The organism is Streptomyces sp. NPDC053427, assembly GCF_044544985.1.
Taxonomy (GTDB): Bacteria; Actinomycetota; Actinomycetes; order Streptomycetales; family Streptomycetaceae; genus Streptomyces.
This window is the reverse complement of record NZ_JBITYA010000012.1, coordinates 81,641-99,075: the sequence shown is the minus strand read 5'-3', so window position 1 is coordinate 99,075 and position 17,435 is coordinate 81,641. Positions and strand designations below refer to the sequence as shown.

The window sequence follows — 17,435 nt, the reverse complement described above, 5'->3', positions numbered from 1 at the left end:
TGAAACTAACCTCTCAGGTCCGGCGCCGGTCAGCCCGCGAGGACGTCGTCGTCGCCCAGACGGCGCAGTTCGCGGATGAGCAGGGCGACGCCGGTGACGATGGCGGCGGCGGAGACGACGGCGTCGACCAGCTGGAGCGTGTCCTGCTCCGTCCTGGCCTTCTTCGCCTGCTTGACGACGCTCACCGCGCCGAACAGCGTGGTGCCGATGGACAGATACGTACCGGGCTTGGACTTCTTGAAGCCCTTGGCCTTGGCAAGCTTTCCACTCACAGTGCAGGTGCCTCCTCGAGCAGCGGATGACCCCACTTGGCGGTGAACGCGGCCTCGACCGCGGCACCGACCTTGTAGAGCCGGTCGTCGGCCATGGCAGGGGCGATGATCTGCAGACCCACCGGCAGCCCGTCCTCGGGGGCCAGTCCGCAGGGCAGCGACATGGCTGCGTTGCCCGCCAGGTTGGTGGGGATCGTGCACACGTCGGCGAGGTACATCGCCATCGGGTCGTCGGTGCGCTCGCCGATCGGGAAGGCGGTGGTCGGCGTGGTCGGCGAGATGATCACATCGACCTGCTCGAAGGCCTTCTCGAAGTCGCGGGTGATCAGCGTCCGCACCTTCTGGGCACTGCCGTAGTACGCGTCGTAGTAGCCGGAGCTGAGCGCGTACGTGCCGAGGATGATCCGGCGCTTGACCTCGTCGCCGAAGCCGGCCTCGCGGGTCAGGGCCGTGACGTCCTCGGCGGACTTCGTGCCGTCGTCGCCGACCCGCAGGCCGTAGCGCATGGCGTCGAAGCGGGCCAGGTTGGAGGAGCACTCGGACGGCGCGATCAGGTAGTACGCGGACAGCGCCAGGTCGAAGGACGGGCAGTCCAGCTCGACGATCTCGGCGCCCAGCTCCCGCATCAGCGCGACCGACTCGTCGAAGCGCTGGAGCACTCCGGCCTGGTAGCCCTCGCCGCGGAACTGCTTGACGACGCCGACCCGCATGCCCTCGACGCTGCCGTTGCGGGCCGCCTCCACGACCGGCGGTACGGGGGCGTCGATGGAGGTGGAGTCAAGGGGGTCGTGGCCCGCGATCGCCTCGTGGAGGAGCGCGGCGTCCAGGACCGTACGGGCGCAGGGGCCGCCCTGGTCCAGGGAGGACGAGAAGGCGACCATGCCGTAGCGCGAGACGCCGCCGTAGGTGGGCTTGACGCCGACCGTGCCCGTGACGGCGGCGGGCTGGCGGATGGAGCCGCCGGTGTCCGTGCCGATGGCGAGCGGGGCCTGGAAGGAGGCGAGGGCGGCGGAGGAGCCGCCACCGGAGCCGCCGGGGATCTTGGTCAGGTCCCAGGGGTTGCCGGTCGGCCCGTAGGCGCTGTTCTCCGTCGAGGACCCCATGGCGAACTCGTCCATGTTGGTCTTGCCGAGGATGACGACGTCGGCGGCCTTGAGCTTCTTGGTCAGGGTCGCGTCGTACGGCGGGATCCAGCCCTCGAGGATCTTCGAGCCGACGGTGGTGGGCATGCCCTCCGTCGTGAAGATGTCCTTGAGCGCGAGCGGGACGCCGGCCAGCGGGCCGAGCTTCTCGCCGCGGGCCTTCTTCTCGTCCACGGCGCGGGCCTGGGCGAGCGCGCCCTCGCGGTCGATGTGCAGGAAGGCGTGCACCTTCTCGTCGACGGCCTCGATGCGGGCCAGGTGGGCCTCGGTCACCTCGACGGCGGTGAGCTCGCCGGCGGCGATCTTCGCCGCGATCTCGGCGGCGGTGAGCTTGATCAGGTCTGCCATGTCGGTCACTCCTCCCCCAGGATCTGCGGCACCTTGAAACGCTGCTGCTCCTGGGCCGGGGCGCCGGAGAGCGCCTGCTCGGGGGCCAGCGACGGACGGACCTCGTCCGGCCGCATGACGTTGGTCAGGGGCAGCGGGTGGGAGGTCGGCGGTACGTCTTGGTCGGCGACCTCGGAGACGCGGGCGACCGCGCCGATGATGTCGTCGAGCTGTCCGGCGAAGTGGTCGAGCTCTTCGTCCTTCAGCTCCAGACGTGCCAGCCGGGCGAGGTGAGCGACCTCCTCGCGCGTGATGCCAGGCATGCAGCGATCCTCTGGTGTTCTGGGCGGAGTCTTCTGGGCGGAGCGTTCCAGGAGGAGCGGCCGGGCGATTGCTCCCGTGCTCCGGTGGTCCTGTGAACGTATTCCGGCCCAATCCTATGGCGTACGGGAGAGCGGTCCGAAATGCATTCCGCGGAACGGTGCGGAAAGTACGGGCCGGGGCCGGTACGGGGTCCGTCCGGCCCGCTAGGGACCGTCGGGCGCCGGGGGGCCGGGACGGACATCGGGACGGGCGTCGGGGCGCGGCTCTTCGGGCTGTGGCTCCTCCGGGTGCGGCTCTTCGTGCCGCGGCACGGTGGAGCCGGGCTCCGCGGGTCCGGAAGGCGCGTCGGGCCCGTCGGGCTCTGCGGGTCCGACGGAATCGTCGGGCGGGTCGTGCGGGGACCGGTCCTGCGAGGGCTGGTCCTGTGGAGGCTGGTCCTGCGAGGTTTCTTCGGAGCGGGGACACGGGACGGCCGGTGGCCGGGTCAGTTCAAGACCTGTCCCGAAGGGCTTTTGGCTGCCTTCTCCGCCGCCAGGGCGGCCGTCTCCGATTCGCGGTGCCAGCCGTGCTCGCCGCGGGCCCTCAGCCAGGCCGTGGTCTCGTCCGGCGGCATCGCCGCGGCCACCAGCCAGCCCTGTACGGCGTCGCAGCCCAGGTCCCGCAGCCGCTCCCAGGTCTCGTCGTCCTCGACACCCTCGGCGACGACCAGCAGGCCGAGGGAGTGGGCGAGGTCGAGGGTGCAGCGGACGATCTCGGCGTCCTCGTTGTCGACGGCCAGCCGGGCCACGAAGGAGCGGTCGATCTTGAGCTCGCTGACCGGGAGGCGCCGCAGATGGACCAGGGAGGAGTAGCCGGTGCCGAAGTCGTCGAGGGACATCTTCACGCCGTGGGCGGTGAGCCCGGCGAGGGTGTCGGCGGCGCGCTGCGGGTCCTCCAGGAGGACGTGTTCGGTTATCTCCAGCTGGAGGGCGCCGGGTGGGACCCGATGTCGGGCCAGCCGGGCGGCGACGGCTCCCGCGAAGCCCGGTGAGTGCACATCGCGCGGCGAGACATTGACCGCGACCGGCACCTCCAGGCCCATCGCGCGCCAGCGCGCCACCTGGGCGAGGGCGGTCTCCAGGACGTACTCCGTCAGCCGCGGCATGAGTCCGGAGGACTCGGCGATGGCGATGAATTCGTCCGGTGGCACTCTGCCGCGGTCCGGGTGTACCCAGCGGACCAGTGCCTCCAGTCCGGCGACATGCCCGTCGAAGCCGACCTTGGGCTGGTAGTGCAGCTCGACGTCGCCGGCGTCCAGGGCGCGGCGGAGGTCGCCCAGCAGGCCGAGCCGGTCGGGGGTGTTGCCGTCCCGCTTGGCCTCGTAGAGCTCCACGCCGCTGCGGTCCCGCTTGGCCTGGTACATCGCCACATCGGCGCGGCGCAGCAGCCCTTCGGCGTCGAGGGCGTGGTCGGGGAAGACCGCGACCCCCGCACTGGCTTCCAGTACGAGGGTCAGACCGTCGAGGTCCAGGGGGGATCCCAGGGCGGCGACGAGGTTGCGCGCCACCCGCTGGGAGCTGGTGAGGGAATCGGTGGTGGGCAGCAGGACGGCGAACTCGTCGCCGCCGAGCCGGGCCGCCTCGGCGCCGCGCGGCAGGGCGTGCCGCAGCCGGTCGGCGATCTGCAGCAGCAGGCGGTCGCCGGCCAAATGGCCGAGGGTGTCGTTGACGGAGCGGAAGCGGTCGAGGTCGATGAGGACGAGGGCGGAGCGCGCGCCGACCCGCTCGGCGTCGTCCAGCGCGGTCCACGTGCGCTCCAGCAGCCACTGGCGGTTGGGCAGGCCGGTGAGCGGGTCGCGCAGTTGCTCCTCGGCGCGGGCGCGGGCGATCCACAGGGTGGAGTCCAGCGCGATGAGCGGGACGGCGAACAGCGGCAGCAGCAGCGGCGCGTGGTCGGCGCAGACGGCGATCAGCGGGGAGATGCCGAGCAGCGCGATGCCGACGAGGATCTGCCGCACTACGGCCGTTCGGGCGATGGTGGGCAGTCCGCCGGTGCGCGGTGCCAGCGTGAACCAGAGCAGGGCGCGGCTGACGAGGAGATAGCCGCCGGCCGCGGTGAGGACTTCGGGGAGGACGGACAGGTCCCAGGCCTCCGGGCTCCAGGGGCGGCGGACCGTGCCCTCGACGCCGAACGCGGTCAGGCCGAGCGCGGCGGCGCCGATGCCGAGGATGTCCACGGCGCCGTGCAGTACGGCCTGCCGCCAGCGGTGTCGGCGGGCGGCGCCGACCAGGACGACGACCGCGAGGCTGACGAGGGTGGCGGGCACCCAGCCGTACAGGAGCAGTACGGCGAGGGCGAGGGCGGCGCCGGAACCCGTGCCGCCCCACCAGCGGTCCCGGCCGAGGGCGACCAGATGGCCGACGATGATGCCGGTGAGGATCGCCAGCGACCAGCCGACGGGCCCTCCCGGGAACAGCGCCTCACCGGCGCCGAGGGTGTAGATGACGCCCGTGGCGAGCGCGAGGCCCGCCACGACGAGGATGGTCGCGGGCAGCGCGGGCACGACGAACCGCTGGAGCCGCGACGCCGGAGCGGCGCTGTCGGTCGGTTTCATTCCGATCCCTCTCACAGCCGGCTGTGCCCGCGCCACGGCAGGCGCACACCTCAACAGTAGGCCGCCCAGGGCCACTACGGGCAGCGATCCGCAGCGGTTGCCCGAATGCGACCTGGCATCCGTGGCTGATCTGGTATGCGCCAGTGGGGTGAATTCTCACTCCTCCTCAGGCGGAGTGACCGCTACCGCTCGCGCCGCCTCGGGACCCTGTTCCAGCAGCACCGCGAAGCCTTCATCGTCCAGTACAGGCACCTTCAGCTGCATGGCCTTGTCGTACTTCGAACCCGGGTTGTCGCCCACCACCACGAAACCGGTCTTCTTCGAAACGGAACCGGTCACCTTCGCTCCGAGCGCCTGGAGGGCCTCTTTCGCGCCATCTCTGGTGTGTGACTGGAGTGTGCCCGTTACCACGACGGTGACGCCTTCCAGCGGACGCGGGCCCACCTCGCCGGTCTGCTCGTCCTCCATCCGGACGCCGGCGTCCCGCCAGTTCTCGATGATCTGCTGGTGCCATTCCTCGGCGAACCACTGCTTGAGGGAGGCGGCGATCGTCGCGCCGACGCCGTCGACGGCGGCCAGCTCCTCCTCGCCGGCGTTCCGGATCCGGTCGAGGGAGCGGAACTCCCGCGCCAGCGCCTCGGCCGCCACCGGGCCGACGTGCCGGATCGACAGGCCCGTCAGGATCCGGGCCAGCGGGCGCCGCTTGGCGGCCTGGATGTTCTCCAGCATGGCCAGGGCGTTCTTCTTCGGCTCGCCCTTCTGGTTGGCGAAGAAGGTGACGATCTTTTCCTCGCCGGTCTTCGGGTCGCGCTTGGGCAGGCCGGAGTCGGGGTCGAGGACGTAGGACTTGATGGGCAGCAGCTGCTCGATGGAGAGGTCGAAGAGACCGCCCTCGTCCTTCAGCGGCGGCTCGGCGGGCTCCAGGGGCTGGCTGAGGGCCGTGGCCGCGACATAGCCGAAGTTCTCGATGTCCAGGCATTTGCGGCCGGCCAGGTAGAACAGCCGCTCGCGGATCTGGGCGGGGCAGGCGCGGGCGTTGGGGCACCGCAGGTCGATATCGCCTTCCTTGGCGGGCTGCAGGGCCGTGCCGCACTCGGGGCATTCGGCGGGCATCACGAACTCCCGCTCGGCGCCGTCCCGCAGGTCGACGACCGGCCCCAGGATCTCGGGGATGACATCGCCCGCCTTGCGCAGCACGACGGTGTCCCCGATCAGGACGCCCTTGGCCTTGACGACGTCCTGGTTGTGCAGGGTCGCGAACTCCACCTCGGACCCGGCGACGGTCACCGGCTCGACGACGGCGTACGGCGTGACCCGGCCCGTACGACCGACGCCGACGCGGATGTCGACCAGCTTGGTGTTGACCTCCTCGGGCGGGTACTTCCAGGCGATCGCCCAGCGCGGCGCGCGCGAGGTGGAGCCCAGCCGCCCCTGGAGGCGGATCTCGTCCAGCTTGACGACCACACCGTCGATCTCGTGCTCGACGGCCGTACGGCGGGTGACGGGGTCGCCGTAGTGGGCGATGAACCGGCGCACCGCCTCCAGGGAGTCGACGACGCTGTTGTGCGTGGCGGTCGGCAGGCCCCACTCGCGCAGCAGGTCATAGGCCCCCGACTGGCGGTCGATGTCGAAGCCCTGGCGGGCGCCGATGCCGTGCACGACCATGTGGAGCGGGCGGCTCGCGGTGACCTTGGGGTCCTTCTGCCGCAGCGAACCGGCCGCGGCGTTACGGGGGTTGGCGAACGGCGGCTTGCCGTCGGCCACCAGGCGCTCGTTGAGCTCGAGGAACTTCTCCATCGGGAAGTAGACCTCCCCGCGGACCTCGACGAGCTCCGGGATCCGGTCGCCCCGGAGGCGGTGCGGGATCTCCGCGATCGTGCGGACGTTGGGGGTGATGTCCTCGCCCGTACGGCCGTCGCCGCGGGTCGCGGCGCGGGTGAGCCGGCCGTGCTCGTAGGTGAGATTGACCGCGAGGCCGTCCACCTTCAGCTCGCACAGGAAGTGGTATCCGGCGCTCTCGGGGTCGCCGCCCAGCTCGCCCGCGATCCGCTCGGCCCAGGCGGCCAACTCCTCGTCGTCGAAGGCGTTGTCGAGGGAGAGCATCCGCTCGCGGTGCTCGACCTCGGTGAATTCCGTGGCGTACGCCCCGGCCACCTTCTGCGTCGGCGAATCCGGGGTGCGCAGTGACGGGTGCTCGTCCTCCAGCGCCTCCAGGGAGCGCAGCAGCTTGTCGAACTCCGCGTCGCTGACGACCGGGGCGTCCTTCACGTAGTACCGGAAGCGGTGCTCCTCGATCTGCTCAGCGAGCTGCGCATGCTGCTCCCGCGCCGCTGCGGGCACATCGGATACCGCTGCGTGCTGTTCGCCAGCCACCGTCTTGTCCTCCCGTGGTCCTTGAGTGCCGTCACTCAGGGTTGTCTGCGAGCGATCTCGCGGCCCGGACGCAGTGGGCGAGGGCCGAGCGGGCATATGCGGGCGAAGCGCCCGCCAGCCCGCACGACGGCGTGACGACCACCGACTCGGCGAGAGTCCCCGGCGTCAGCCCCAGCCTGCGCCACAGCGTCCTGACACCCATGACGCTACCGGCAGGGTCTGACAATCGGCCGTCCACGCCCGGCACCACGCCCGCGAACAGCGCCGTACCGCCCTCGACGGCCTCCCCGATCGCCTCCTCCTCACGCTCGGTGAGCAGCGAGAAATCGAACGAGACGCCCGCGACGCCGGCCCGCCGCAGCAGGCCGAACGGCACGCCGGGCGCACACGAGTGGACGACGACGGGTCCGCCCTCCGTCACACCGACAAGATCACGCAGCGCGCCCTCGACCGCCGCCCGGTCCACGGCCCGGTGGGTGCGGTAGCCGCTGGCGGACTTCACCCGCCCCTGGAGCACCGCCGTCAGCGACGGCTCGTCCAGCTGCAGCACGACCTCGGCGCCGGGCACCCGCCGCCGTACGTCCGCGAGGTGCCCGCGCAGCCCCTCCGCCAGCGAGGCCGCGAGATCCCGGCAGGCCCCGGCATCGCTCAGGGCGGCCTCGCCGTTGCGCAGCTCCAGGGCCGTGGCCAGCGTCCACGGGCCGACCGCCGAGACCTTCAGCGGCCCCTCGTACCCCTGGGTGAACTCCTCCAGGGCGTCGAGGTCTTCGCCGAGCCAGGCGCGGGCGCGGCGGGTGTCGCGCCCCGGCCGGTCGCTGATCCGCCAGCCGCTGGGCTCCACATGGGCGTAGACCTCGACGAGCATCCCGATGGTCCGGCCGATCATGTCGGCGCCGGGCCCCCGGGCCGGCAGCTCCGGCAGATAGGGGAAGGCCTCCAGCGACCCGGTGACGGTCTTCGCCGCTTCCCGTGCATCGCCGCCCGGCATCGACCCGATGCCGGTCGCCGCGCCCGCGGCCCACTTGTGCGTGCTGTTCGTGCTCACCCGGAAAGGGTATGCGGCGGGGCGGAACGGGTGAGCCGGGGCGCTCCCGCCCCGCCTCGTCCGGCGCCCGCCGCTCAGGCCCGGCCGCGCACTCCCCGCCACCCCACGACCGCGGCGGCCGCCGACGCGCCCGCCGTCAGGCCGAAGGCGAGGGCGGCGCCCCGGTAACCGTCGCCTGCCCCGGTGAGCACCGCGCCCATCCCGGCGATGCCGACCAGCGAGCCGATCCGGCGGTTGGCGTTCAGGGTCGCGCCCACCCCTTGGGCGAAGCGGGCCGCCACCAGAGCGGTGCCGTCGGGGGCGACGGCGCCCAGCAGGGACGCGGCGGTGACCGCGGCGAGGCCGATGAGATGGATCCGGCGGGCCCCGAACCGATTGGCCAGCGACCCGGCGAGCAGCAGCGCCGCGAAGGCCAGGACATAGCCGTCGACGACCCAGGTCAGGCTGGACATGGTCAGGCCGAGGTGGGTCCGCAGGTCGTCGGCGGCGACGTTCATGATGCCGGTGTCCAGGCTCGCCATCACGAACCCGAGGGCCAGCACGAGGAGTTGGAGTCCGCCACGGGTTCCGTTGCGGGGTCGCCCGGAGGGGCGCGCCTCGCTCGCCGCCGCGCGCCGCGCCACTGCCCGAGTGATCATGATTTTAGTTAAAGCTGTACCTATTCGCACCCACAATGATTACAGCTGTAACTTTACCGAACACATACGAAAGAGGCCCTGGGGGCACACCCCAGGGCCTCGGCCGGCTGGGCGCCCTAGTCGCCCCGCCCCAGCGCCTTCAGCAGGTCATCGCGCAACGCGGCCCGCTCCTCGTGCGAGAGATGGTCCAGCGGCGACTCCGTACCCATCCGCCGCAGCAGATCCAGCCGCAACTCCCGCCCCGCCGCGGTCAGTACGAGCTGCTTGGCCCGCCCGTCCAGCGGGTGCGGCCGACGCTCCACCAGGCCCTGCTTCTCCAGCTTGGAGATGACATAGGTGACATTCGGCGGCTCGCAGCACAGCACCCCGGCCAGCTCCCGCGCGGTCTTCGGCTCGCCGAGCTCCTCCAGCGCCTTCGCCTGGGTCGGGGTCAGCTCGAGCTCGGCGACCCGGCTGCGCTGATGGGCTTCCAGGGCGCGGCTCAGCTCGGCGACGAGCCCCCGGATCTCCCGGAACCCGCACCCCGCCGCCGGGGTCGCCTTCGCATCTTCGGTCACCCGTGCAGCGTACGTCGCCCCAGGCGGAAAACGGCCGGGCCCTGGGTCAATGCGCCCAGGCGCCCAGCCGGAGTTTCAGCGCCCCGGCCGCACCGACACATCGTTGATCTCCGCGTCCCGCGGCAGATCGACGGCCGCGAGAATGGTCGTCGCCACCGACTCCGGGTCGATCCACCGGGACGGGTCGTACTCCTTGCCCTCCTGCTGGTGGACGCTCCCTTGCATGGGCGTCGCCGTACGCCCCGGATAGACCGAGGTCACGCGTACGCCGTTGCCGTGCTCCTCCGCCCGCAGCGAGTCGGCCAGCGCCTTGAGGCCGTGCTTGCTCGCGGCGTACCCGCCCCACTGGGCATGCGCGTGGAGCCCCGCACCGGAGTTGACGAAGACGATATGGCCCTGGGCGACCCGTACCAGCGGCAGCAGCAGCCGGGTGATCTCGGCGGGCGCGACGAGGTTGATCGCGAGCTGGCGCTGCCAGGCCTTGGCCGGCAGATCGGCGACCGCGCCCAGCTCCACGATGCCCGCGATGTGCTGGAGGGAGTCGATACGGGTCGGCAGCGGCTGCTGGCCGAAGGCCCAGGAGAGCTTCTCGGGGTTGGCGAGGTCGCCCACGAGCGTGCGGGCGCCGGGGAACTGCTTCGCCAGCTCCTTGGCCCGTACGGCGTCCCGCGCCAGCAGCCACAGGTCCTCCCCGCGCTCCGCTAGCCGCCGTGCGACCGCCGCTCCGATGCCCGACCCTGCGCCCGTGATCAAGTGCGTACCCATAGGGCGATCCTAACGAGGGGCGGGCGACGGGGCCGGTCGGTGGGCTCAGCCCTGGATGCCGGCCTTCTCCTCCAGGTAGGCCAGCGCGCCCACGCCGTCCTCCGCGAAGAACACCAGCTCGGTGAGCGGAACCGGCAGGAAGCCCTCCGACTCCATCCGCAGGAACTGCTGCTTCAACCCGTCGTAGAAACCAGCGGTGTTCAGCAGCACCACCGGCTTGGTGTGCAGGCCGTGCTTGCGCAGCTCCAGGATCTCGGTGGCCTCGTCCAGCGTGCCCGTGCCACCGACCATGATGACGATCGCGTCGGCGCGCGCCAGCAGCTGCGCCTTGCGCTCGGCGAGGTCCTTGGTGACGACCATCTCGTCCGCGCCCTCGTACGCCTTGTGCGCCAGGAACTCCACCGAGATCCCGATCAGCTTCCCTCCCGCCCCGCGCACCCCGTCCGCCATCACCTTCATCAGCCCGGTGTCCGAGCCGCCCCAGACCAGCGCATGGCCGCCCTCGCCGATCAGCTCGGCGAACTGGCGGGCGGGGGTGACATAGCGGTCGTCGAGGTCGGCGGCGGAGCAGAAGACGCAGATGTTCATACGGGTCACGATACGGATCGGGCGGCAGGGCCCGGCAGGGTGGTTGGCCGTTCCGTGACCCCGCCGCGGCGGGGTCACGGCCTGCCCGTCGCCCGCCTAGATCAGGCCCTGGTCCAGCATCGCGTCGGCCACCCGCTCGAACCCGGCCATGTTCGCGCCCGCGACGTAATCGCCGGGCAGCCCGAACCGCTCGGCCGTCTCGTAACACGTGTCGTGGATCCCCCGCATGATGGCCGCGAGCTCCCCCTCCGTCCGCTCGAACGCCCACGCCTCACGCGCCGAGTTCTGCCGCATCTCCAGCGCACTGGTCGCCACACCGCCCGCGTTGGCGGCCTTCCCCGGGCCGAAGGCCACACCGGCCTCCTTCAGGAGCGTCACCGCCTCCGGAGTGGTCGGCATGTTCGCACCCTCGGAGACCGCCTTCACGCCGTTACGGATCAGGATCCGGGCGGCGTCCGCGTCCAGCTCGTTCTGGGTGGCCGACGGCAGCGCCACGTCGCAGGCGACATCCCACACCCGCCCGCCGGGCACATAGGCGGCCGACACCCCGCGCCGCTCGGCGTACTCGCTGATCCGCCCGCGCTCGACCTCCTTGATCTGCTTGAGCAGCGCCAGGTCGATGCCCTTCTCGTCGACGACGTAGCCGGCCGAGTCCGAGCAGGTCAGTACGTTCGCACCGAGCGCCTGCGCCTTCTCGATGGTGTAGATCGCGACATTGCCGGAACCGGAGACCACGACCTGCTGTCCGTCGAGGTCCTCGCCGCGCCGCTTGAGCATCTCCTCGGTGAACAGCACATTGCCGTAACCGGTGGCCTCCGTACGGGCCTTGGAACCGCCCCACTCCAGGCCCTTGCCGGTCAGTACGCCGGCCTCCCAGCGGTTGGTGATCCGCCGGTACTGGCCGAAGAGATAGCCGATCTCGCGTCCGCCGACGCCGATGTCGCCCGCCGGGACGTCGGTGTGCTCGCCGAGATGGCGGTGCAGCTCGGTCATGAACGACTGACAGAACCGCATCACTTCGGCATCCGACTTGCCGTGCGGGTCGAAGTCGCTGCCGCCCTTGCCGCCGCCGATGTTCAGGCCGGTGAGGGAATTCTTGAAAATCTGCTCGAATCCGAGGAACTTCACGATCCCCAGGTTCACGGACGAATGGAATCGCAGGCCGCCCTTGTACGGGCCGAGCGCGCTGTTGAATTCCACCCGGAAGCCCCGGTTGACGTGGATCTCCCCGGAATCGTCCTGCCAGGGCACCCGGAACATGATCTGGCGCTCCGGCTCACACAGCCGCTCCAGCACTTTGGCCTCGACGAACTCGGGACGGGCCGCCAGAACGGGGGCCAGCGTCTCCAGCACCTCCAGGGCGGCCTGGTGGAATTCCGGCTCCCCCGGATTCCGCCGCACCAGCCCGGCGTGCAGAGAGGCCGGCCCGGCCGTATGGACGCCGGTCTTGACCTCAGTTTGAACACTCGACATGACTTGCGTTCCCTTCGTGGCCGAACGAAAAGCCGCTTGCGGTCCGGATCGTGGCAGACCCCGGACGCAGCGACCGCAGACGTCCCGTCGCTCCGCCGACCTTACTTGCCGACCCCTTACCGAACGACCACACCCCCGGAGCGGTGCCGCCTCCCTGCGTCCTGCGGATGTCCCCCGCCCTCACCATGCCCCCGTACCCGACGCTGGTCGCCGTTGTCGTGTCGTCATTCGTCGTTTTGTCGTTCGTCGGCAACTCTGTGGTAAGTGAAACCCCGGACGGGAGCGATGGGTTGCAGCGAGGATTGAACTCCGCTGCCGGTGCCCATGACCTTCTCGTTCTTCTTGCTTCTTCTTGCTTCTTCTTGCTTCTTCTTGCTTGCCTTGTTCTTCTTGCGCCTCTCGGTCTTCTTGCGCCTCTCCTGTCTTCTTGGTCTTGTTCGGTCTCTTGGTTCCCTTGGTCCGAGCTGCCCCGCTCCGGCCGTATCGCTCTTCGGCTGACGGATTCGCCCCAAGGTGATGGACGTTTCTTTTCCGGGATCCTTCTCACCCGCGGCGCCGCTATTCGTCATCGGCACCGACGAACCGGACGGCCGACGACGCCACTAACCGGACCGCCTCGCCCGGCCGCTCGACCGGGGCCCGATATATGCGTGGACGCGGCGCCCGGGGCCTCGTTACCCTGCGCCCATGTCCAGCCCCGAGGCATCAAGACGCTAGCCACCGGCCGTCCGGTGGCCTGCCTTCTTGCGACGTCGTGCCGCAGTCCGAAGCTCCGAGCCCTTTTCCCATGAGGCCGTGAGCGCTGCCGGCCGCGCCCGCTGCCACCGGATCACCGATCGCCTCACCGACCGCATGCCCGATCGCCCGGCCACCCGGCCGTGCGGTCCGCCGGTCGCTCGATCCCTCCCGTGGTTGCGTCGCGGAGTCCTGGAGTCTCGCTGTGCCCGTCGCTCGTGCTGTGCCTTTCACCGTCCATCTGCTCGCCCTGGCGGTCTTCGCTCAGGGCAGCTCCGAATTCATGCTGTCCGGTCTCGTCTCGGACATCGCCCACGACCTGGGCGTTTCCCTCCCCGCTGCAGGCGCGCTGACCTCGGCGTTCGCCGTCGGAATGATCATCGGCGCCCCGCTGATGGCCATCCTGAGCCTGCGGTGGCCACGCCGTCGTGCGCTGCTGGCCTTCCTGGTCACGTTCCTGCTCGTCCATGTTCTCGGCGCGGTCACCACCAGCTTCGCCATGCTGCTGGCCACGCGGTTCGTCGCGGCGCTGGCCAACGCGGGTTTCCTCGCCGTGGCCGTGGCGACCGCGAGCGCCCTGGCCGCACCGAACGCCAAGGGCCGCGCCACCTCCGTGCTGCTCGGCGGCGTCACCGTCGCCTGCATCGCGGGCGTTCCGGCCGGCGCCTGGCTCGGCCAACTATGGGGCTGGCGCTCGGCGTTCTGGGCGGTTGCCCTCGTGTCCGTACCGGCCGTCCTCGCCATCCTGCGGTCCGTACCGGACGACCGGGACCCCCGGAGCTCCTCCGCCGCCACCGGCGTCCGCGCGGAACTGCGCTCCCTGCGCAACCCGCGCCTGCTCGTCACCCTGCTCCTCGGCGCACTGGTCAACGGCGCCACCTTCTGCGCCTACACCTATCTCGCTCCCCTCATCACCAACGTGACCGGGCTCGCCGCGGCCTGGGTACCCGGGGTGCTGGCGCTCTTCGGGCTGGGGTCGTTCCTCGGCGTCACCGTCGGCGGCCGCTTCGCCGACGCGCGGCCCCTTCCCCTCCTCGTAACGGGCGGGCCGGCCCTGCTCATCGGCTGGGTCGCTTTCGCGCTGACGGCCTCGGTCCCGGCGGCGACGGCCGCGCTCGTCCTCGCCCAGGGCACCCTCGCCTTCGCCGTCGGCTCCACGTTGATCTCCCAGGTCCTGTACGTGGCGGCCGAGGCGCCGACCCTGGCCGGCGGCTTTGCCACCGCCGCCTTCAACGTGGGCGGCGCACTGGGCCCATGGCTCGGCGGCCTCTCCCTCACCGCCGGTCTCGGCTACCGCGCCCCCCTGTGGGTCAGCGCCCTGCTGGTGGCGGCCGCACTCACCCTCGCCGGCACGGCCCAGGCACTGTCCGGCGCGGCCCAGGCATTCCGCCGACGCCCCACGGCCCCTGCCCGAGCCGTCGCTGAGCCCAGCGCCCGGCCCACCGATCGCCTCACCGATTGACCCGCGGCGGGCCGGCTCACCTCCGGCGGGGCCGCACCCCCAAGTGGCCGGAATGCGGTGGAAGTTACCGCCGAGCGTCCCGCTCGCCCCTCCGGCCACCGCCTCGCCCCGGCCGGCCCAACAGGTCGGCCCGCCCCTCCACCAACCCGCGCATCCGAGGCATCGGCACCGCGGGCCCGGGACCGTCCGGCGACCACCCCGGACGGTGGCGCCAACGTTCCTACGTCCTATGCCAATTGCATCTTCAGGAGCCCCATCACCGCCCCCACCAGCGACATTGCACCGGAACCAAAGCGTCCGGATCGGACACCACGGAAAAGATCGTAAAAAAGTTCGATCAAGTCCCCCATCTGGGTGTTAGCTTGTAGCCGGTAGTCGGATGACTGCCGGTTTGTACCTAAGGAGGTTGTTATGGGCGAGCAGACCGAGCTGTCGAACGTGGAGCCGTACGCGCCCCCGATGCTGGTCGAGGTCGGGGAGTTCAGCGAGGACACCCTGGGCTTCATCGGCTGGGGCAAGGACATCTTCGGCCACTACGGCGGCTGATCGTCGACAGCTGACTCTCAGGAGCATGCAGAGATGACCGGTGCTGGGTTCGTGGTCCTGCCGGACACGGCGTCCGCAGCCGAGGCTCGCGCGGAGGTGCCCTGGGCGGCTCCGCGGGTGCACGCGCATGCGTCAGGGCGCCCTTGGCTGGTGGGGCGGTGGTTGCCCGGAGAAATCCAGGTGGCCGCCGTGGGCCCGGTACACGTGGCGGTGATCGGGGTCTGCCCGGTCACCGCCACGCGGTTGTCCGAACTCACCGCGCGGGTGCGGACGGTGTCCGATGTGGACGCCCTGGCGGCGGCGCTGCCGGGCTCCTGCCACGTGATCGCCTCGGTCGACGGGCAGTTGCGCGTCCAGGGCAGCCTGACCGGACTGCGCCGGGTGTTCCACACCCAGAGGAACGGCCTGACGATGGCCGCGGACCGCGCCGACGTACTGGCCGCAATGACCGGTGCCGGAATCGACGAACGCGCCCTGGCCGTACGGGTGGCCTCCGGAGGCCTCGTCCCGTCACCGCTCGGCGACCGGCCCCTGTGGAAGGGCATCTCCCCGCTGGCGCCCGACCACTGCCTGGTGTGGAACCGCGAACGGGCCCAGGAAGTGCGGTGGTGGCAGCCGCCGGCGCCCGAACAGCCGCTGTCGGCCGGGGCGCAGGCCGTACGGGAAGCGCTCACCTCCGCCCTGCAGGACCGCGGACCGGCCGAGGGCCGGCTGAGCACGGACCTGTCCGGCGGTATGGACTCCACCTCCCTGTGCTTTCTCGCCGCCCGCACCGTCCCGGACCTCTTGACGTTCCGATGGGGCGAGGCCGAGGCGGGCAACGACGACGCCGCCTTCGCCGCCCTCTCCATCGGCTCCCTCGACCGGGCCGAGCATGTGGTGGTGCCCCCGTCCGAGCTCCCCGCGCTGTTCGCCGACGCGGACGTGCCGGTCGACAGCGAAGAGCCCTACCCTTTCGTCCGCACCGCCGCGCGCACGCGGCACACCGCGCAGATGCTCGCCGACCGCGGATCGCACCGTCATCTGGCGGGCCACGGCGGAGACGAACTCTTCACCCCCTTCCCCGGCTATCTGCACCAGTTGCTGCGGCGCCGTCCGGTGTCCGCGGTCCGGCACGTCCGCGGATACGCCGCGCTCAAGCGCTGGCCGCTGCTGCACACCCTGGCCTCGCTGGTGCGCCCCGGTGACGAGGCGGCATGGTGGCGGGCGCAGGCCGATCACCTCACCGACCCTCCGCTGCGCAAGCGCCGGCCGAGCCTGGGCTGGGGCCTGTGGCCGTTGCACGCCCCGTCCTGGGTCACCGGCGCGGCGGTCGAGGAGGCCCGGAACGCGCTGCGGCACACCGCGGACACCACCCGGCCGCTCTCCCGCGACCTGGGGCAGCACCAGTCGCTGCTCGCGGTGCGCACGAGCGCGCCCTGGTACCGCTTGCTGGCCCGCCCGTTCGCCGACGCCGGCGTCCAGCTCGACTCGCCGTTCTTCGACGACCGCGTCGTCGAAGCCGTACTGGGCGTCCGCGTCCACGAACACTCCGGCCCGTGGCGCTACAAGCCGCTACTGGCCGACGCGATGCGCGGCATCGTGCCGGAGACGGTGCTGGGCCGCGGCACCAAGGGTGAGTTCAGCGAGGAGGCCGGCGCGGGCCTGCGCCGCAACCTGCCCGCGATTCTGGAACTGTTCGCCGACTCCGCACTGGCCGCCCACGGCCTGATCGACCCCGACGAACTGCGCACCCGCCTGCTGGCCCCGCAGGCGGACAACGCCATGGGCATCGCCCTGGAACCTTTGATCGGCTGCGAAACCTGGCTGCGCGCCGCCACCCGACCCACCCCTGCTTGGAGGTTCGACGCCCATGCGTCTGCATCCTGACGTGGTCTCCACCGACACCGACGACGGCACCGTGCTGCTCAACGAACGCACCGGACGGTACTGGCAGCTCAACGGCACCGGAGCCCATGTGCTGCGCCAACTCCTCGACGGCCACGGCCCCGACGACATCGCGGCCGGCCTTGCGGAGCGGCACCGGATAGAACCGTCCCTGGCCGAGCGCGACGTCTCCGCCGTGATCGACCAACTGCACACCGCTCAGCTGGTGATCGCGTGAGCCTGTCCGTCGCGCTGGCCGAACGACGCCGACTGCCCCCGCACCGCCGTCTGGTGCCGCTGCTGGCGGTCGGCATCGCCCGCCTGCTCGCCAGGGCCAAACCCGCCCGGCTGCGCACCGTCCTCGAGTTCACCCGCCGTGGCGCGGTCCCGGCGACGGCCGACCAGGCCCTCGCGGCCCGCGAAGCGGTCGTCTCGGTCAGCCTGCGCTGCGCCGGCCAGGGCTGTCTGCAACGCTCGATCGCGACCGCCTTGCTCTGCCGTACCCGCGGCGTCTGGCCCACCTGGTGCACCGGCGTACGCACCCACCCCTTCGCCGCCCACGCCTGGGTGGAAGCCGACGACCACCCCATCGGCGAACCCCACCCCAAGGGCCACTTCAAACCGCTGATCTCCATCCCCCCGCTCCAGCGGGACGAAGCGGCCGACGGACGGGCCCGGGCGGCCGGCCGCTGACGCCGTTCGGCCCCGTTGGGGGACCGCGTCGAGGAA

17 protein-coding genes are annotated in these 17,435 nt (G+C 71.4%); 5 read left to right on the top strand and 12 right to left on the bottom strand.

The features are described from left to right. Nucleotides 1-29: 29 nt before the first annotated feature. The 12 genes from ACIGWZ_RS30440 to ACIGWZ_RS30385 all read right to left on the bottom strand — a co-directional run bounded on the left by ACIGWZ_RS30440 (nucleotide 30) and on the right by ACIGWZ_RS30385 (nucleotide 12,672). Nucleotides 30-272 carry a hypothetical protein gene (locus tag ACIGWZ_RS30440; protein WP_393539992.1) on the bottom strand — a complete coding sequence of 81 codons (243 nt, stop codon included), beginning with the start codon at nucleotides 270-272 and terminating at the stop codon, nucleotides 30-32. Then, a complete protein-coding gene (gene gatA / locus ACIGWZ_RS30435; RefSeq protein ID WP_400069933.1) occupies nucleotides 269-1,762 on the bottom strand; it encodes an Asp-tRNA(Asn)/Glu-tRNA(Gln) amidotransferase subunit GatA in 1,494 nt (497 codons plus the stop codon). Before gatA ends, ACIGWZ_RS30440 begins: the two co-directional genes overlap by 4 nt. Nucleotides 1,763-1,767: 5 nt before the next feature. Then, on the bottom strand, nucleotides 1,768-2,064 hold the full coding sequence (gatC, locus tag ACIGWZ_RS30430; RefSeq protein ID WP_400069932.1) for an Asp-tRNA(Asn)/Glu-tRNA(Gln) amidotransferase subunit GatC: 297 nt from the start codon (nucleotides 2,062-2,064) through the stop codon (nucleotides 1,768-1,770). Between the two features lie 485 nt (nucleotides 2,065-2,549). Continuing rightward, entirely contained in the window at nucleotides 2,550-4,658 is a 2,109-nt protein-coding gene (locus ACIGWZ_RS30425) for a putative bifunctional diguanylate cyclase/phosphodiesterase (RefSeq protein ID WP_400069931.1), read from the bottom strand. A gap of 156 nt (nucleotides 4,659-4,814) precedes the next feature. Further along, nucleotides 4,815-7,031, bottom strand: coding sequence for an NAD-dependent DNA ligase LigA (ligA, locus tag ACIGWZ_RS30420; protein ID WP_400069930.1), 2,217 nt, complete (start codon nucleotides 7,029-7,031; stop codon nucleotides 4,815-4,817). Nucleotides 7,032-7,062: 31 nt separating this feature from the next. After that, nucleotides 7,063-8,019, bottom strand: coding sequence for a methionine synthase (locus tag ACIGWZ_RS30415; protein WP_400070113.1), 957 nt, complete (start codon nucleotides 8,017-8,019; stop codon nucleotides 7,063-7,065). A 131-nt stretch (nucleotides 8,020-8,150) separates the two neighbouring features. Further along, entirely contained in the window at nucleotides 8,151-8,714 is a 564-nt protein-coding gene (locus tag ACIGWZ_RS30410) for an MFS transporter (RefSeq protein WP_400069929.1), read from the bottom strand. A 116-nt stretch (nucleotides 8,715-8,830) separates the two neighbouring features. After that, the gene (locus ACIGWZ_RS30405; protein ID WP_400070112.1) at nucleotides 8,831-9,220 is read right to left on the bottom strand and encodes a MarR family winged helix-turn-helix transcriptional regulator; all 390 of its coding nucleotides are present in this window, start codon (nucleotides 9,218-9,220) and stop codon (nucleotides 8,831-8,833) included. Between the two features lie 126 nt (nucleotides 9,221-9,346). Then, nucleotides 9,347-10,036 (bottom strand): SDR family oxidoreductase, encoded by a 690-nt coding sequence (locus ACIGWZ_RS30400; protein ID WP_400069928.1) that lies wholly within the window; start codon nucleotides 10,034-10,036, stop codon nucleotides 9,347-9,349. A gap of 45 nt (nucleotides 10,037-10,081) precedes the next feature. Further along, entirely contained in the window at nucleotides 10,082-10,624 is a 543-nt protein-coding gene (locus ACIGWZ_RS30395) for a TIGR00730 family Rossman fold protein (RefSeq protein ID WP_400069927.1), read from the bottom strand. A gap of 96 nt (nucleotides 10,625-10,720) precedes the next feature. Further along, nucleotides 10,721-12,097 (bottom strand): NADP-specific glutamate dehydrogenase, encoded by a 1,377-nt coding sequence (gene gdhA, locus ACIGWZ_RS30390; protein ID WP_400069926.1) that lies wholly within the window; start codon nucleotides 12,095-12,097, stop codon nucleotides 10,721-10,723. A gap of 224 nt (nucleotides 12,098-12,321) precedes the next feature. Beyond that, the gene (locus ACIGWZ_RS30385; protein WP_400069925.1) at nucleotides 12,322-12,672 is read right to left on the bottom strand and encodes a hypothetical protein; all 351 of its coding nucleotides are present in this window, start codon (nucleotides 12,670-12,672) and stop codon (nucleotides 12,322-12,324) included. Nucleotides 12,673-13,055: 383 nt separating this feature from the next. Between ACIGWZ_RS30385 and ACIGWZ_RS30380 the strand changes: the two genes are divergently transcribed. From ACIGWZ_RS30380 to ACIGWZ_RS30360, 5 genes are all read left to right on the top strand, one after another. Further along, nucleotides 13,056-14,294 carry a Cmx/CmrA family chloramphenicol efflux MFS transporter gene (locus tag ACIGWZ_RS30380; protein ID WP_400069924.1) on the top strand — a complete coding sequence of 413 codons (1,239 nt, stop codon included), beginning with the start codon at nucleotides 13,056-13,058 and terminating at the stop codon, nucleotides 14,292-14,294. 411 nt (nucleotides 14,295-14,705) lie between these two features. Then, nucleotides 14,706-14,840: a lasso RiPP family leader peptide-containing protein gene (locus ACIGWZ_RS30375; RefSeq protein WP_362704122.1), complete on the top strand. Its 135-nt coding sequence runs from the start codon at nucleotides 14,706-14,708 to the stop codon at nucleotides 14,838-14,840. A 33-nt stretch (nucleotides 14,841-14,873) separates the two neighbouring features. Beyond that, nucleotides 14,874-16,709, top strand: a complete 1,836-nt coding sequence (locus ACIGWZ_RS30370) for a lasso peptide isopeptide bond-forming cyclase (protein WP_400069923.1) — start codon at nucleotides 14,874-14,876, stop codon at nucleotides 16,707-16,709. Then, a complete protein-coding gene (locus ACIGWZ_RS30365) occupies nucleotides 16,693-16,944 on the top strand; it encodes a lasso peptide biosynthesis PqqD family chaperone (protein WP_400069922.1) in 252 nt (83 codons plus the stop codon). The genes ACIGWZ_RS30370 and ACIGWZ_RS30365 overlap by 17 nt, the downstream gene beginning before the upstream one ends. Continuing rightward, the gene (locus ACIGWZ_RS30360; protein ID WP_400069921.1) at nucleotides 16,941-17,399 is read left to right on the top strand and encodes a lasso peptide biosynthesis B2 protein; all 459 of its coding nucleotides are present in this window, start codon (nucleotides 16,941-16,943) and stop codon (nucleotides 17,397-17,399) included. Before ACIGWZ_RS30365 ends, ACIGWZ_RS30360 begins: the two co-directional genes overlap by 4 nt. The last annotated feature ends 36 nt before the right edge of the window (nucleotides 17,400-17,435 follow it).